Genomic DNA, 15,978 nt, shown 5'->3' with positions numbered 1-15,978 from the left:
AAGAGGTAAGTATAGATAATGACCATTTTTAGCCATGATGATAACCGCCGCCCAGCGCCGAGGTGAGCTGCAGCGTGGCGTCGACATACTGGCCTTTCAGCATCAATCCGGCGAGGTCTTCCCTGAGGGCCGGGATCCTGGCTTCACTGACCCGCGAGCCCGCAACGATCCCCGCGCTGAAACGCGCCTGCGCCAGCGCCACAACCCGCGCCGCATCTTTTTCAACCTGCTGCTGATGGCGGTTCTTCGCCGTCAGCGTTTCGACTTCGCTGGCCGTGCGCGCCACCTGATTGACCGCTTCGACCACCGCTTTGTTGTAGTTTGCCACCGAGAGATTATTTTGCGCCTGGGCGATATCCAGACTGGCGTTCAGCCTGCCGCTGTCGAAGATCGGCAGCGTCAGCCCGGCGGTCACGCCCATCTGCTGCGCTGAAGCGCGAAACAGATCGCTCAGATGGAGGGCATCCTGCTGTAGGAACGCCATCAGGTTCACGTCAGGATAGAAAGCCGCTCTCGCGGCCTCCACCTCGCTCATAGAGGCTTCGATATACCAGTGTGCCTCCTGAAGATCCGGGCGGCGTGCCAGCAGTTCATAACCGAGCGTCGACGGTAGCGCGGCGTCGACCGTCGGCAGCGCATGCCGCGTAAGCGTTACGGAGGAAGAATTCGTCAGCGCGACCAGACGCGCCTCGACGGCTTTCATCTTCCCGTTGACTTCTGCCAGCTGCTCTTCGGTTTTGTTGGCGTTGATATCAGTTTCCACCCCCTCCACGGAGGAGGTGATCCCATGCTGATACAGTTCGCGATCGGCACCAATGATGTTGTCCTGCTCATGTTTGATCTGCGCGAGAACCTCCCCCGCGGCGGCCTGAGTTTGCCACTCCCAGTAGAGCCGCGCCACGCTGCTGGCCAGCAGCTGGCGGGTTTGCTCCAGCTCCGCTTTTTGCGCATTCACTTTGCCAATCCGGGCCTCGACCCGGGCGCGATTTTTTCCCCACAGATCGAGTTCCCAGCCTGCGGTCAGGCCAAAGGTGCCGTTGGTGTACCACGGCCCGGTGGTGCCTGCAGCCGGGTCGGTAAAGGCAAAAGGCCCCATCAGCCCTTCGGCGGACATTTTCTGGCGTTCCGCATCGGCGGAAAAATCAATCTGCGGACCGTCAGCGGCCATTGCGGCTTTGGCCTGGGCTTCGGCAAGCGTAATGCGCTGACGGGCAATCTGCATATCCGGTGCATCGCTCAACGCTTTCGCAATCAGCCCGTTAAGCTGGGGATCGTTATACGCTTTCCACCACTCATTTTTCGGCCAGTCCTGATGATTCAGAACCGTATTCACCGACGCCGCCGCGGTTTGCGTTTTAAGGGGAGATACCGTGGCATGTTCAGGCGCACAGGCTGCCAGAATAAAAGCGAAGGGAGCACTCAGAGATAAAATAAGAGAACGTTTCATTACGCCATAAACTCAAAAAATAAAGGCGCACGTTACGCTCGATATCGTTCATTTTTTTAGTAACGCGTGGCAATCCGCAAATTGTCATACATTTTAATACCCGGAAATTTATTCCCAAAGAGAATGATTAAATCCAATGCATTCACGCCAAATATAAATACGCTGCTACACTTATTCAGGACATCCATGAGCGGGAGAAAGGAATGAAAATATTACTGTGGGTTATTTTAATTATATTTCTGATAGGGCTCTTAGTGGTCACCGGCGTATTCAAGATGATTTTCTGATCTATTTGCCCGGCTCTGCGCCGGGCAACGTTCCTGATATCAAACTTTCAGCGAAGCCCCTTTCGTAGCAATAACCTCTTTATACCAGTAGAAACTTTTCTTACGGCTGCGCGCCAGCGTGCCCTTTCCGCTGTCATCGCGATCGACGTAAATAAAGCCGTAGCGCTTAGAGAGTTCAGCTTTAGACGCGCTCACCAGGTCGATTGGCCCCCAGCTGGTATAGCCCATCACCTCAACGCCGTCTTCAATCGCTTCACGCACCTGCACCAGGTGGTCGTTAAGGTAGCTGATGCGATAGTCATCCTGCACCACGCCGTTCGCATCCGGTTTATCCTTCGCCCCCAGGCCATTTTCCACGATAAACAACGGCTTCTGATAGCGATCCCAGAGCACGTTTAGCAGGGTACGCAGGCCGATGGGGTCAATCTGCCAGCCCCATTCGGAACTTGCCAGATGCGGGTTAGGCACCATGCTCAGGATGTTGCCGCGTGCCTGCTGGTTGAGGGCCTCATCCGCGGTGACGCAGCCCGTCATGTAGTAGCTGAAGGAGATAAAATCGACGGTCGATTTCAGCGCCTCGCGGTCGGCATCCGTTACCTCAAGCTGAATACCGTTGTCGCGGAAGAAGCGCTGCATATACCCCGGATAGGCGCCACGGCACTGCACGTCGCCAAAGAATTGCCACGCGCGGTTTTCCTGCAGCGTCTCCAGAACATCTTCCGGCTTGCAGGTCAGCGGATACATCAGGCCGCCCAGCAGCATGTTACCGATTCTGGCATCCGGGATAATCTCGTGGCAGGCCTTCACGGCCAGCGCGCTGGCCACCAGCTGATGGTGGATCGCCTGATACACCTCCCCTTTGCTGCTGGTTTCCGGCAGGCCCACGCCGGTCATCGGCGCGTGCAGAGACATATTGATCTCATTGAAGGTCAGCCAGAGCTTCACCTTCTCCTTGTAGCGCGCAAACACGGTGCGGGCGTAGCGCTCGAAGAACCCAATGGTCTGGCGGCTGCCCCACCCGCCGTACTGCTTCACCAGCCCCCACGGCATTTCGTAATGCGAGAGCGTCACCAGCGGGGTAATGTTGTGCGCGGCCAGCTCGTCAAACAGCCGGTCGTAAAACGCCAGCCCCGCTTCGTTAGGCTGCTGCTCGTCGCCGTTCGGAAAAATACGGGTCCAGGCAATGGAGACGCGCAGGCAGCTAAAGCCCATCTCAGCGAACAGTTTGATGTCTTCCGGGTAGCGGTGATAGAAGTCGATGGCGACGTCCTTGATGCCGCTGTCGCCCGCCACGCGCTCAACCACCGGGCCGAAGACACCCTGCGGCTGAACGTCTGAGGTGGACAGCCCTTTCCCCTCCTCCAGATACGCGCCTTCTACCTGATTCGCGGCAACCGCGCCGCCCCATAAAAAATCGTCCGGGAAAGTTTTCATCACGTTCTCCTGTTATTGATGGCTTACGCTGAGTAACGGCGCACCGGCACTGACGGACGTTGCCGCCACGGTCACCACGTCACGATACTCATCGCTGTTACTGATAATGATCGGGGTCGCCAGGTCGTATCCGGCATCGATAATCGCCTGTCGGTCAAACTCCAGCAGCAGATCGCCGGGCTGCACCCTGTCGCCCACCTTCACGTGGGCGGTAAACGGCCTGCCGTCGAGCTTCACGGTGTCGATCCCCACGTGGATTAACACTTCAATACCGCTGTCGCTGAGCAGGCCGATGGCGTGTTTGGTCTGAAACAGCGAGGCCACCACGCCGGCAAACGGGGCCACCACTTTGTTATCGGAGGGAATAATCGCGGCACCGCTGCCCAGCAGGCCGCTGGCAAACGTGGTATCCGGCACCTGGTCGAGTGCCAGAACGGTGCCGGTCATCGGTGCCAGCACATCGTTTTCACCCGCTGGCACAACCGCCTCGGGCGCTGCGCGTCCCGGCATGCCCGCCACCAGCGTCAGGCCGCAGCTCAGCACCAGCGCTACCGCGGTGCCGATCACGCCGCCCCACAGCGTGGCGTTTACCCCGCCCGGCGGAATCATCTGGGCGATGGTAAAGATATTGGCGAAGCCGAAGGAGTAAACGTGGGTATCGCTGAAGCCGACAATCGCGCCGCCGATAGCTCCCGCCACGCAGCCAAAGATAAACGGGCGGCGCAGCGGCAGGTTTACCCCATAAACGGCCGGCTCGGTAATACCAAATATCCCTGCCGTTACCGATGAACCCGCCAGCATTTTCTGACGGGCATCGCGGGTACGCAGGAAGATCCCCAGCGCCGCCCCCACCTGACCAAACACCGCGGGCAACAGCATCGGCAGCATGGAGTCATGCCCAAGCACCGCCAGGTTGTTAATCATCAGCGGCACCAGCCCCCAGTGCAGGCCAAAAATAACGCAGACCTGCCACAGCGCGCCCATCGCCGCGCCCGCCAGCCACGGTGCCAGAACGTAAATACTCTGATAGCCGTTCGCCAGCATCTGGCTCAGCCAGGTCGCCAGCGGCCCGATAACGAGGAAAGTCAGCGGCACGGTCACGCCCAGACAGATCAGCGGCGCGAAGAAGTTTTTCATCGAGGAAGGCAGCAGCCTGGTGCTCTGTTTTTCCAGCCAGCAGCTCACCCACGAGGCGAGAATAATCGGGATCACCGACGAGCTGTAGTTAAACCAGGTGACAGGAATGCCCAAAAAGGCGTCTGATACCGCGCCCGGCTGCTGGCTGGCGTTAAACGCCGCAATCATCATCGGATGAGTGAGCGCCCCGCCGATCACCATGGTAATAAACGGGTTGCCGCCGAATTTTTTCCCGGCGGTATAGCCCAGCACCAGCGGGAAGAAGAAGAACAGCGCGTCGCTGGCGGCGAACCAGATTTTATAGGTGCCGCTTTCGGTGGTGAGCCAGCCGCAGACAACCGCCAGCGCAAGCAGCCCTTTCAGAATACCGGAGGCCGCGAGAATGCCGATAAACGGGGTGAAGATCCCGGAGACGATGTCAATCAGGCGGCCCAGCAGATTCCCTTTTTCTCCCTTCTCTTCCACGACGGGCGCGTCATCGGTAAGACCTGCCTCATTGCGCACCGCCTGCCAGACGTCGTGGACGTGGTTGCCAATCACTACCTGGAACTGGCCGCCGCTTTCCACCACCATGATCACGCCGGGGTTTTTCTTGAGCCCTTCCGCATCCGCCCGTTGATTCTCTTTTAGTTTGAAGCGAAGCCGGGTGGCGCAGTGCACAAGACTGACGATGTTCTCTTTTCCGCCAACGTGGCCGAGAATATCCTTCGCTAAAGCCTGGTATTCCATCTCGATTTCCTTACATCCGATGCCTGCAGGCACCTGTTGACTGAGTACAAAAAATAAAAAAACCCGAGAACGTCCTTCTTACGAAGGCCGCGCTCAGGTTTTGCCTGCTTGATGCAGTAACAATCCTGTTTTGAGGCTTAACGCCCCTCTTTTCTCACCCGCTCGATATGAATGGCGAGGAACATAATTTCTTCGGTCGTCAGCTCACGCTGATAGCTTTTGTTCAGGTGCTGGGCGATTTTCTCGGCGCATTTCCACGCTTTCGCGTAGTTGTCTTTTACCGCCGTATGCAGCGAGACGTCGTCATCTTCCACCACGGTGCGGGTGAGCATCCGCTGGGCAAAAAACTTCAGGTGGGTGACGAAACGCTGATAGCTGAGCGAGTCTTCATCGTACTCAAGCTGCAGCTGATACTTCACCAGCTGCAGGATCTCCTGCATCACCCGCGTAACGTGCATCACTTCCGGCATTTCGCTGTTCAGCTGCGCGGTGACCAGATGCAGCGCGATAAACCCGGCCTCATCCTCCTCCAGCTCGACGTTCAGGCGTCTGGCGATAATGGCCCGCGCCTCCTGCCCTAATTCGAACTCCTTCGGATACAGCCGTTTAATATCCCACAGCAGCACGTTTTTGATGGCCAGCCCGTTCTTCTGCCGCTCAATCGCAAAGTAGCAGTGGTCGGTGAGGGTGATATACAAACTCTCCTGCAGCTTGCCCAGCCGCTGCGCCGCCAGCGCGATGATGCGGTCGCAGGTGGTCATTACCTCCAGCGGAATTTGACTCAGCAACTCCCCGAGTCGACGCACCAGTTCATCGCTTTGTAACGCAAACACCTTTTCAACCAACGCGGTATCCAGCGCTTCACCGACGCGCTTCTGAAAGGCCAGCCCACGACCCATCACCACCTGTTCGCGCCCGCGCTCATCCTGAACAACCACCACGTTATTATTGAGTATCTTGGCGATTTTCATCTGAACCCCAGAAACAAAAAAACCTGACCTCCGGCAGATGCCAGAAAATCAGGTTTTGCCTGCCTAAGCAGTAACAATCCAGTTCTGGCACTCTATCAGTTTCATTCATAGCCTCAATGCATCACGCGTCAGAAACGTGACGCGGATCGACATTGCTAGAACGTCACGACAGTTTTCAGCTCCGTCACCCAGGCATCCTGCGTCCGGGATACGCCGCCGGGATGGTGCCAGTACTGAATGCCCGGCTGCAGCTCCAGCCACGACACCGGACGGAAGCGATAATAAAACTCACCGTTCAGGGAGTGGCCCGGCACCGGGTGATACGCCGGATCGTTATAGTCCGACACGCCGCTCAGGCTGTTCATATAGCGCTGGTTGCGGGCGTACTGGCTGCTCATATCAATCCAGGTCAAGCCAAAGCCAATCCAGTCTTCCGGTCGCGCGTCAAACATCCCGCGGTAGCGCAGCGAGGCGGCGTAAACCTGGTGCATGTAGTTGGTACTCTGATCCGCAAGGCTCATGCTGAAAGAGGTGCTCAACCCGCGATTCGGATCATCCTGATGCTGCGTAAGCTGCTGGTTCAGCCCGGCGTACATGAACCAGGTCCGGCTGTGGGTATCAAAGCCGTTCGGGTCCGTCGCGCCCGCACCGCCGGATTTGCCGCGATAGAGATCGGTTTGCGGCGCGTTGGTAAACACCACGCCCAGGTTGTACGCGCCCGGCAGGCCGTTAATCAGCGGGCGCGCTTCGATTTCAACCGGCAGTAAAACCCCTTTGCTGCCCTTCGTCGACCAGCTCCAGGCGTGGCTGCGGCTGGAGGCCTCGGGATTTTGCTCCATCACGCCACCTTTTAAGGTCAGCGTCGGCGTTAATTTATACGCAAGCGTGGTGCCCCAGGTGTGAACGTTCCAGTTGTTCCACGTCAGCGAGTTGGCTGACTTGCCGCCGCACTGCGAAAGCAGCTGGAAATCACAGGGGATGATTTGATCGAAGGTTTGCACCTTGTTCATCATCCCGATGCGCCAGGTCAGACGCCGGTCGTCAAAGCTGCGGGCAAAGGTCAGCCAGCCCAGGCGGGTAATGGACTGTCCGCCCCAGCTCTCCTGGGTCAGATCGTTAAAGTTAACGCGCGGGTCCTGCACGCGTTTGGTGGTGAGGTCGTCATTGTGGTTACGGTTGACGATGTTCCCTTCGATACGCGCGTCCGGGATACCGGTCCAGCGCTCAAGATCCTGGTTGAAGGTCAGCGCAAACTGGTCAATATAGGCCACGTGGGAGTCGTGGTTATAGCCACCGCCTCCGTTCCAGCCAATTTCATTCAGATATCCGAGATTCCAGGTAAAACCGTTATCGTTGAGGATTTTACGTATGCCGAGCATATCGCCCAGAACAGGCTCCGGAGGAGCCTCAAAACCTAATACCGTTCCATTCCAGTCCTGCGCCACCGACAGCGGGGATATCGTCAATAAGGCGAGCGCATAGAGTTTATTTTTATATGCCATGATAACAACCTGTGATTGAGTATTTTGTGCGTAACCGGCCGCAGGAAATTTTTCTATTTCCTGTCGATATTTCATTTTTTAAAATCAGTAAAAAGCGCTAAGCCAAATTTCTCTCCTGAGTAAACGAGAGGCAAAAAAAAACCTAAGCGCTCCACAGCGAAAATGCTGTGAAACGCTTAGGTTTTGCCTGTTAGCCAGTAACAATCCTGCGTTGAAAACAGTGGCACCTTAACACCGTCGCGCCACGTTGAAAACCAGAACTGTTTTCTGCTTTAAAAAAGTGTGAGCAATTTAACGCTTATTATTTTGACTGAATCACCCGGGCAATATCAGACGAAGTCTGTAATGTCCGAATCTCCTGAAATAATCCCAGCGCTTCATCGTACTCTTTGCGTAAATAACTCAGCCACTGTTTAATTCGCGCGACGTGATACAAACCGGTATCGCCCTGCTTTTCCAGTCGGCTGTATTTTTGCAGCAGCGTAACGACGTCTGCCCACGGCATTCGCGGCTCGTTATATTTCACCACCCGGCTGAGGTTCGGCACATTCAGGGCGCCGCGACCGATCATCACCGCATCGCAGCCGGTGGCCTGCAGACAGGCCTGCGCGCTCGCGTAGTCCCAGATTTCACCGTTGGCGATCACCGGAATGGAGAGGCGCTTGCGGATCTCGCCGATCGCCTGCCAGTTAATGCGCTCGGCCTTGTAGCCATCTTCTTTGGTGCGGCCATGCACCACCAGCTCGGTGGCCCCGGCCTGCTGCACCGCATCGGCGATTTCAAACTGCCGCGCGTCGCTGTCCCACCCCAGGCGCACCTTCACCGTCACCGGCAAATGCGAAGGCACGGCCTCACGCATGGCCTTCGCGCCGCGGTAAATCAGCTCAGGATCTTTCAACAGGGTCGCCCCGCCGCCGCTGCCGTTAACCAGCTTCGACGGACAGCCGCAGTTGAGATCCACCCCGTAAGAGCCCAGCTCAACCGCGCGGGCGGCGTTCTCCGCCAGCCATTCGGGATACTGGCCGAGCAGCTGAATACGCACCAGCGTACCGGAAGAGGTCCGGCTCTGGTTGTGCAGCTCGGGGCACAGGCGGAAGAAGGATTTTACTGGCAACAACATATCGACCACGCGCAGAAATTCCGTCACGCAGAGATCGTAATCGTTCACCTCGGTCAGAAGCTCGCGCACGAGGGAGTCGAGCACGCCTTCCATTGGGGCCAGTAAAACACGCATAGCAGTACCTGTGGAAAAAGACGCGCTATAGTATCTGCTCTGTATGTATGTGGAAAGCGCGACTTTCCATTCTGGAATGTCTGGTATGCTCAAATTTCATGATGTGATCCGTGGCACATTTTTGAGTTTAATTGTATGATGAATGCGTTTCAGCAAGGACTATCACCATGAGCAAATCATTGAACATTATCTGGCAATATCTGCGCGCATTCGTCCTGATTTACGCCTGCCTGTATGCCGGGATTTTCATCGCGTCGCTGCTGCCGATCGTCATTCCCGGCAGCATTATCGGTATGATGATCCTCTTTGTTTTGCTGGCGCTGCAAATCCTGCCCGCAAAATGGGTCAATCCCGGCTGCTTCGTCCTTATTCGCTATATGGCGCTGCTTTTCGTGCCTATCGGCGTCGGGGTCATGCAGTATTTTGATTTGCTCAAGGCCCAGTTCGGCCCGATTGTGGTCTCCTGCGCGGTCAGTACGCTGGTGGTTTTCCTGGTTGTGAGCTGGAGTTCGCATCTGGTGCATGGCGAACGTAACGTGGTCGGGGAGAAAACAAAAAAATGATGGCCAATATCTGGTGGTCGCTGCCGTTAACCCTGGCGGTGTTCTTCGCCGCGCGCAAGCTTGCCGCACGTTTTAAAATGCCATTGCTGAACCCACTTCTGGTGGCAATGGTGGTGATTATTCCGTTCCTGCTGCTCACCGGCATTCCCTACGAACGCTACTTTGCCGGCAGCAAAATTTTAAACGACCTGCTGCAGCCTGCCGTTGTGGCGCTCGCCTTTCCTTTATATGAACAGCTCCACCAGATCCGCGCCCGCTGGAAATCCATCATTACCATCTGTTTTGTGGGCAGCCTGGTGGCGATGATCACCGGCACGTCGGTAGCGCTGTTGATGGGGGCCTCTCCGCAGATTGCGGCGTCGATCCTGCCTAAATCGGTAACCACGCCTATCGCGATGGCGGTCGGTGGCAGCCTTGGCGGGATCCCGGCCATCAGCGCGATGTGCGTCATTTTCGTCGGTATTCTCGGGGCGGTGTTTGGTCACACCCTGCTGAACGGGATGCGTATTCATACTAAAGCGGCACGGGGGCTGTCGATGGGGACCGCCTCCCACGCCCTGGGCACCGCCCGCTGTGCGGAGCTGGATTATCAGGAAGGGGCGTTTAGCTCCCTGGCGCTGGTGATCTGCGGGATTATCACCTCCCTGCTGGCCCCGTTCATTTTCCCGCTGATTCTGGCGGTGATGGGCTAAAATTTGCGATGCGTCGCGCAAATTTCATTTTGATTTCATAAGTTGCATACATAATGAGAAGTGGATCACATATAAAGCCCTGGCGGCTCCGTAAACTACCGATCCATTAACCTTTATGAGGCATACGCCATGCACCCACGTTTTCAAGCTGCTTTCGCCCAGCTTGCAGAGAATTTGCAGTCAGCCCTGGCTCCCGTTCTGGCAGATGCACACTTCCCCGCCCTGCTGACCGCGGAGCAGGTCACGATGCTGAAACAAGCAACGGGACTGGACGAAGACGCGCTGGCTTTCGCACTGCTTCCCCTGGCTGCCGCCTGCGCGCGGGCCGATCTCTCCCACTTTAACGTCGGGGCCATTGCGCGCGGCGTCAGCGGAACCTGGTACTTCGGTGGCAATATGGAGTTCCTGGGCGCGACCATGCAGCAAACGGTTCACGCCGAGCAGAGCGCCATCAGCCACGCCTGGCTGCGCGGTGAAAAAGCCCTGAGCGCCATTACCGTTAACTACACCCCCTGCGGCCACTGCCGTCAGTTTATGAACGAGCTGAACAGCGGGCTGCAGCTGCGCATCAATCTGCCAGGCCGCGCGCCGCATACGCTGGGGGACTATCTTCCTGACGCGTTTGGCCCGAAAGATCTGGAGATCAAAACGCTGCTGATGGACGAGCAGGACCACGGTTACGCCCTGTCCGGCGATGACCTGAGCCAGGCGGCCATTCGCGCGGCGAACAAAAGCCACACGCCGTACAGCAAGTCCCCGAGCGGCGTGGCGCTACAGTGCCGCGATGGCCGGATCTTTAGCGGCAGCTACGCGGAAAACGCCGCGTTTAACCCAACTCTGCCACCGCTGCAGGGCGCGCTTAACCTGCTGAGCCTGAACGGCTATGACTATCCGGACATTCAGCGCGCTATTCTGGCAGAAATTGCCGATGCGCCGCTGATTCAGTGGGATGCGACCGCCGCGACGCTTAAAGCGCTGGGCTGCACGACGATTGACCGCGTACTGCTTGCGTAATCCTTCCGGCGGGCAGAAATGCCCGCCAGTTTGCTGAAAAACCCCTCAGTTGAGTCGCTGTTTCTTGCGCTAACCAGGCGGGTAAAGTAGCCTGAGTTAAATTTCATCCACGAACGAGCCATCTCCATGTTAAAGCGCGTTTTTTACAGCCTGTCTGTCCTGGTCGGCATACTGCTGTTGATCGTGCTGGGTCTTGACCGCTGGATGAGCTGGAAAACCGCCCCCTACATCTTTGATGACCTGCAGGACCTGCCCTATCGTCAGGTTGGCGTGGTGCTCGGCACCGCCAAGTATTACCGCACCGGCGTGATCAACCAGTATTACCGTTACCGCATTCAGGGCGCGCTGAACGCCTACAACAGCGGCAAGGTGAACTACCTGCTGCTGAGCGGCGATAACGCTCTGCAAAGCTACAATGAACCGGTGACGATGCGGAAGGACCTGATTGCGGCGGGCGTGGACCCTGCCGATATCGTGCTCGACTACGCCGGATTCCGCACCCTGGACTCCATCGTGCGCACGCGTAAAGTCTTCGACACCAACGACTTCATCATCATCACCCAGCGCTTCCACTGCGAGCGCGCGCTGTTTATCGCGCTGCATATGGGGATTCAGGCGCAGTGTTACGCGGTGCCGTCGCCAAAGGACATGCTGAGCGTGCGCGTCCGTGAGTTCGGCGCGCGCTTTGGCGCCCTGGCCGATCTGTATATCTTCAAACGCGAACCGCGCTTTTTAGGCCCGCTGGTGCCGATTCCGGCGATGCACGAAGTGCCGGAAGACGCGCAGGGTTACCCGGCCGTCACGCCCGAGCAGCTGCTGGATATGCAGAAAAAAGAGAAATAACAGGGCCGCCTTTATACTTTCTTTACGCCGGGCCTGACGCTTTTTACCTCCCCTTTACGTCGGCTCTTTTAAGCTGAGTTCACTGCCGCTACGGCTTCATTGAAGAATGACTATGAACTCAATAATGAATGCGTTTTTCCTCAAAAGTCTCCGTCCGTATTTTAACTTTCCCGGTTTATCACTTCCTGGCGCACTCAATTCCGGTCTTTGGCTTGATGAAAAAATTGACGCCCTGCAGCACAACATTTCAGTGGAAGTGGCAGATTATCTGGAACGTTACCCGCAGACGAAACATGTAGACGTTTACCTGAACGATATCAACGGCACGATGCGCGGCAAGCGTCTGTCGGTGGAGAGCATGCTGAGCCTGGAAAAAGGCTGTTATTTTCCCCTTTCGGTCTACTCGATGGATCAGAAAGGAAAAATCGCCGCCCCGCTTCATGATGAGCCGGACCGACTCTGCGTTCCTGTCGCCGGCTCCCTGCGCCCCTGCCCGCAGGATCCGCAGCACAACGCGCAGATCCTGCTGACGATGAAAGACAGCGACGATACCCCCTGCCCGCTTGAGCCTCGCGTGATACTGCAGAACGTGCTGGCCCGCTTCCACCAGCACGGCCTCTTCCCGGTGATTGCCCCGGAAATCGAGTTCTATCTGACGGGGCATGACGATCGGGATCCGCAAAATCAGGGCTGTTTTCATATGGATACTACGACGGCCCATGCGGCACTGTTTGACGAGCTGGAACAGCTGGCGCACCTGCAGCGCATCCCGCTGTCCGGGATCGTGGCGGAAGCCGAGTCCGGTCAGTACGAATTAAACCTGAAGCACAGCCATCGCGTGGTTGAGGTCTGCGATAACGTGCTGGCGCTTCGTCGCCTGACCCGTTACGTTGCCGAGAAGCACGGCCTGCAGGCCAACTTTATGGCTAAACCTTTCAGCCAGCTGTCCGGCAGCGGTTTGCACTTCCATTTCAGCCTGAACAATCGTCACGGCGAAAACGTCTTTGCTTCCCCGGTGAACGCGCTTAACAGCATGATGCGTATGTGCATCGCGGGGCAGCTGGCGCTGATGCCCGCCTCTGTCGCCATTCTTGCGCCGGGCGTTAACGCGTTTCGTCGCCTGCGTAAAAACCTGACGGAGCCCGTATTTAACTCCTGGGGCTATAACACCCGCTCCGCCGCCCTGCGTATTCCCTGCTCGGATGACCACAACCGTCGTATCGAGTACCGGCTGGCCGGGGCCGATGCCAATCCGTATCTGGTGGCAGCCACTGTCCTGACCGGTATGCTGTACGGGCTGGAAAACACCGACGACGAGGATTTGCCCGAACCGCAGCACGATCGTCCCGAGCTGCCGCTGTTTCAGCAGGAGGCGATTGAGACCTTTGCCCGCTGTCAGTACCTCACCGACAGCCTGGGCGACGCCTTTTCTGAACAGTGGGTCGCCTGCAAACTCTCTGAACTCGACTGGTTTGAGCGCATTGTGACCCGAGAGGAGTCACAGCTGGCATAAGGCATAAAAAAGCCCGCTCGGTGAGCGGGCTGGATAACGCGAGGAGCAATTACTTCTTACGCGCGTACTTCAGTGAATCCAGCGCAACCGCGAAGATAATGATGGCGCCTTTGATGATGTACTGCCAGTACGGGTTCACGCCGATATAGGTCAAGCCGTAGTTGATGACGGTGAAGATGATCACACCGGTCACCACGCCCAGTACCGTACCCACGCCGCCGCTGAAGGAGACGCCGCCCACCACGCAGGCTGCGATCGCATCCAGCTCGTACATGAAGCCAAGGTTGTTGGTTGCAGAGCCGATACGACCCGCTTCCAGCATCCCGCCGAAGGCGTAGAACACGCCGGACAGGGCATAAATGATGAGCAGGTTCAGGGCAACGTTCACGCCGGAGACTTTCGCCGCTTCCGGGTTACCGCCGATTGCGAAGATGTTTTTACCGAAGCGCGTTTTGTTCCACAGGATCCAGACGAAGGCCACCGCAATCAGCGCATAGAAGGTGATATACGACAGGCGGAAGCTGCCCAGCGCGATGAACCCTTGCGTAAAGGTCGAGAAGCCGCTGTCAAAACCCGAGATTGGGGAAGCACCGACAAAGTCGTAGTACAGGGAGTTGATACCGTAAACGATGATCATCGTACCCAGCGTGGTGATAAACGGCGTCACGTTCAGGTAGGCGATGATAATACCGTTGATCAGACCAATCACCGCACCGATGGCGCAGACAATCAGGATCACCACGAAAATCGGCATGGTGGCCATTTCCGGGAAGACCTTGTTGGCGTTTTCCATCGACTGCAGCAGGGTTGCCGCGATAACCGCCGCCAGCCCCACCTGACGACCAGCAGAAAGGTCGGTCCCCTGGGTTACGATCAGGCCCGCCACGCCCAGCGCAATGATAATACGCACGGAGGACTGGGTCAGAATGTTACTCAGGTTCAGCAGGCTTAAGAACGTAGGGTCCTGGAAAATGATGATAGCCAGCAGTACTAAAAGAACAACGTAAATACCGCCTTCTTTCAGGTAAGTGAGAAAACTTTTTTTATTTAACGCACTCATGAGGAGCCCCTGATCTTAAAGGTGCAAAGACGCAAGACGCAAAATTTCGTTTTGCGTTGTCGTTTTGGTGTCAACAATACCGGCAACGAGACCATTGCTCATAACCAGAATACGATCCGTGATCCCTAACAATTCCGGCATTTCGGAAGAAATAATAATGATCCCTTTATTCTTTTTCGCCAGCTCGGCAATCAGCTGATAAATTTCAAACTTCGCGCCGACGTCAATACCGCGGGTCGGTTCATCCAGCATCAGAATTTCTGGCTGGGTTAATAACCAACGTCCGATAATGACTTTCTGCTGGTTACCGCCTGACAGCGAACCAATTTGGGTGCGGTGCCCTGGCGTTTTCACGCGCATGGAGTCAATAACCCATTGGGTATCGCTCTTCATGCGGGAGTTATCCAGCAGTCCGACTTTGTTTTTGTAATTGCGAATGTTAGAAATTAACGAGTTAAAGTTAATATCCAGATAGGCATAAATACCGGTCGAACGACGCTCTTCCGTCACCAGCGCAAAACCATTATTAATGGCTTCGTTGGCGTTGTGGTTGTTAATTTTCTTACCGTGCAGCGTAATAGTGCCTTCGGCTTTCTCACGGATACCGAACAGGGTTTCCACGATGTCGGTACGTTTTGCCCCGACCAGACCGGCAATCCCCAGGATTTCACCTTTATGCAGGTCGAAGGAGACATCGCGTATAGACGGCTGACGTAACGAGGTCAGGTTGCGCACTTCCAGAATCACTTCACCCGGCTTGTTTTCTTTGTCAGGGAAGCGCTGGTTCAGGGAACGGCCGACCATCATGGCGATGATCTTGTCCATGTCCAGCCCTTCCAGCGGCTGCGTGGCAATCCACTGACCGTCGCGCAGGATGGTGATCTCATCGCACAGCTGGAAGATCTCTTCCATTTTGTGGGAGATGTACACAATACCGCAGCCGCGATCTTTTAGCTTACGAATAATGGTAAAAAGGTGGTTAACCTCTTTTTCCGTTAATGACGATGTCGGTTCGTCCATGATGACGATTTTCGCATCATAGGAGAACGCTTTGGCGATTTCGATCATCTGCATCTGGGAGACGGATAATGTTCCCACGCGGGCACGCGGATCGATATCAATATCCAGCTCGTCGAAAATCGCTTTGGTGTCGCGATACATTTTGTCCTGATCGACAAAGACACCCTTGGTTGGATAACGCCCCAACCACATGTTATCCATGACTGAACGCTGCAGCACCAGGTTTAATTCCTGGTGAACCATCGAGATACCGTTTTCCAGTGCTTCTTTCGCTGAATGGAAATCGATCTCTTTCCCCTGAAAAAGAATGCTGCCAGAATCTTTTTGATAGATCCCAAAAAGACATTTTAATAATGTTGATTTACCCGCACCGTTCTCCCCCATCAGGGCATGAATAGAGTGAGGACGAACTTTTAAATTAACATTATCGAGTGCCTTAACGCCGGGAAATGACTTGTTGATACCGCTCATTTCCAACAGGTATTCACCGGATGACTGAGTTGTTGTGCTGACCATAATTATACCTTGTTGG

General features: G+C 56.0%; 12 protein-coding genes and 1 pseudogene. 5 read left to right on the top strand and 8 right to left on the bottom strand.

The features are described 5' to 3' along the window. Nucleotides 1-28: 28 nt before the first annotated feature. The 6 genes and pseudogenes from mdtQ to dusC all read right to left on the bottom strand — a co-directional run bounded on the left by mdtQ (nucleotide 29) and on the right by dusC (nucleotide 8,741). Complete coding sequence (gene mdtQ / locus ACOTZC_RS12835) at nucleotides 29-1,447, bottom strand: multidrug resistance outer membrane protein MdtQ (protein ID WP_248193809.1); 1,419 nt, start codon at nucleotides 1,445-1,447, stop codon at nucleotides 29-31. A 326-nt stretch (nucleotides 1,448-1,773) separates the two neighbouring features. Then, nucleotides 1,774-3,168, bottom strand: coding sequence for a glycoside hydrolase family 1 protein (locus tag ACOTZC_RS12830; RefSeq protein WP_023312458.1), 1,395 nt, complete (start codon nucleotides 3,166-3,168; stop codon nucleotides 1,774-1,776). A 12-nt stretch (nucleotides 3,169-3,180) separates the two neighbouring features. After that, nucleotides 3,181-5,147: pseudogene (gene bglF / locus ACOTZC_RS12825) on the bottom strand (PTS beta-glucoside transporter subunit IIABC). A gap of 24 nt (nucleotides 5,148-5,171) precedes the next feature. After that, complete coding sequence (gene licT, locus ACOTZC_RS12820) at nucleotides 5,172-6,005, bottom strand: BglG family transcription antiterminator LicT (RefSeq protein WP_045402873.1); 834 nt, start codon at nucleotides 6,003-6,005, stop codon at nucleotides 5,172-5,174. Nucleotides 6,006-6,160: 155 nt separating this feature from the next. Beyond that, nucleotides 6,161-7,507, bottom strand: coding sequence for a carbohydrate porin (locus tag ACOTZC_RS12815; RefSeq protein ID WP_045402869.1), 1,347 nt, complete (start codon nucleotides 7,505-7,507; stop codon nucleotides 6,161-6,163). 301 nt (nucleotides 7,508-7,808) lie between these two features. Further along, a complete protein-coding gene (gene dusC / locus ACOTZC_RS12810; protein WP_045402866.1) occupies nucleotides 7,809-8,741 on the bottom strand; it encodes a tRNA dihydrouridine(16) synthase DusC in 933 nt (310 codons plus the stop codon). A 167-nt stretch (nucleotides 8,742-8,908) separates the two neighbouring features. Between dusC and ACOTZC_RS12805 the strand changes: the two genes are divergently transcribed. The 5 genes from ACOTZC_RS12805 to ACOTZC_RS12785 all read left to right on the top strand — a co-directional run bounded on the left by ACOTZC_RS12805 (nucleotide 8,909) and on the right by ACOTZC_RS12785 (nucleotide 13,366). Beyond that, the gene (locus tag ACOTZC_RS12805; RefSeq protein ID WP_045402863.1) at nucleotides 8,909-9,304 is read left to right on the top strand and encodes a CidA/LrgA family protein; all 396 of its coding nucleotides are present in this window, start codon (nucleotides 8,909-8,911) and stop codon (nucleotides 9,302-9,304) included. Next, entirely contained in the window at nucleotides 9,301-9,996 is a 696-nt protein-coding gene (locus ACOTZC_RS12800; protein ID WP_029740398.1) for a CidB/LrgB family autolysis modulator, read from the top strand. The genes ACOTZC_RS12805 and ACOTZC_RS12800 overlap by 4 nt, the downstream gene beginning before the upstream one ends. 129 nt (nucleotides 9,997-10,125) lie before the next feature. Then, a complete protein-coding gene (gene cdd, locus ACOTZC_RS12795) occupies nucleotides 10,126-11,010 on the top strand; it encodes a cytidine deaminase (protein ID WP_029740399.1) in 885 nt (294 codons plus the stop codon). A gap of 126 nt (nucleotides 11,011-11,136) precedes the next feature. After that, nucleotides 11,137-11,853: an outer membrane permeability protein SanA gene (sanA, locus tag ACOTZC_RS12790; RefSeq protein WP_008500918.1), complete on the top strand. Its 717-nt coding sequence runs from the start codon at nucleotides 11,137-11,139 to the stop codon at nucleotides 11,851-11,853. Between the two features lie 124 nt (nucleotides 11,854-11,977). Further along, on the top strand, nucleotides 11,978-13,366 hold the full coding sequence (locus ACOTZC_RS12785) for a glutamine synthetase family protein (protein ID WP_421635808.1): 1,389 nt from the start codon (nucleotides 11,978-11,980) through the stop codon (nucleotides 13,364-13,366). A gap of 49 nt (nucleotides 13,367-13,415) precedes the next feature. Here the strand turns inward: ACOTZC_RS12785 and mglC are convergent, their stop codons facing one another. Then, nucleotides 13,416-14,426, bottom strand: coding sequence for a galactose/methyl galactoside ABC transporter permease MglC (mglC, locus tag ACOTZC_RS12780; RefSeq protein WP_008500921.1), 1,011 nt, complete (start codon nucleotides 14,424-14,426; stop codon nucleotides 13,416-13,418). A gap of 15 nt (nucleotides 14,427-14,441) precedes the next feature. Further along, nucleotides 14,442-15,962 (bottom strand): galactose/methyl galactoside ABC transporter ATP-binding protein MglA, encoded by a 1,521-nt coding sequence (mglA, locus tag ACOTZC_RS12775; RefSeq protein ID WP_008500922.1) that lies wholly within the window; start codon nucleotides 15,960-15,962, stop codon nucleotides 14,442-14,444. Nucleotides 15,963-15,978 lie beyond the last annotated feature (16 nt).

The organism is Enterobacter cloacae complex sp. SHL009, from assembly GCF_049237205.1.
GTDB classification, from domain to species: Bacteria; Pseudomonadota; Gammaproteobacteria; order Enterobacterales; family Enterobacteriaceae; genus Enterobacter; species Enterobacter cloacae_M.
Note: the sequence above shows the minus strand (reverse complement) of the source record. Positions and strands in the feature narration are given on the sequence as shown.

Coding starts and splice junctions, on each gene's coding strand:
- mglA (WP_008500922.1), bottom strand. CDS start 15,962: ATGGTCAGCACAACAACTCAGTCATCCGGTGAATACCTGTTGGAAATG.
- sanA (WP_008500918.1), top strand. CDS start 11,137: ATGTTAAAGCGCGTTTTTTACAGCCTGTCTGTCCTGGTCGGCATACTG.
- dusC (WP_045402866.1), bottom strand. CDS start 8,741: ATGCGTGTTTTACTGGCCCCAATGGAAGGCGTGCTCGACTCCCTCGTG.
- ACOTZC_RS12830 (WP_023312458.1), bottom strand. CDS start 3,168: ATGAAAACTTTCCCGGACGATTTTTTATGGGGCGGCGCGGTTGCCGCG.
- ACOTZC_RS12815 (WP_045402869.1), bottom strand. CDS start 7,507: ATGGCATATAAAAATAAACTCTATGCGCTCGCCTTATTGACGATATCC.
- cdd (WP_029740399.1), top strand. CDS start 10,126: ATGCACCCACGTTTTCAAGCTGCTTTCGCCCAGCTTGCAGAGAATTTG.
- ACOTZC_RS12785 (WP_421635808.1), top strand. CDS start 11,978: ATGAATGCGTTTTTCCTCAAAAGTCTCCGTCCGTATTTTAACTTTCCC.
- ACOTZC_RS12805 (WP_045402863.1), top strand. CDS start 8,909: ATGAGCAAATCATTGAACATTATCTGGCAATATCTGCGCGCATTCGTC.
- licT (WP_045402873.1), bottom strand. CDS start 6,005: ATGAAAATCGCCAAGATACTCAATAATAACGTGGTGGTTGTTCAGGAT.
- mdtQ (WP_248193809.1), bottom strand. CDS start 1,447: ATGAAACGTTCTCTTATTTTATCTCTGAGTGCTCCCTTCGCTTTTATT.
- ACOTZC_RS12800 (WP_029740398.1), top strand. CDS start 9,301: ATGATGGCCAATATCTGGTGGTCGCTGCCGTTAACCCTGGCGGTGTTC.
- mglC (WP_008500921.1), bottom strand. CDS start 14,426: ATGAGTGCGTTAAATAAAAAAAGTTTTCTCACTTACCTGAAAGAAGGC.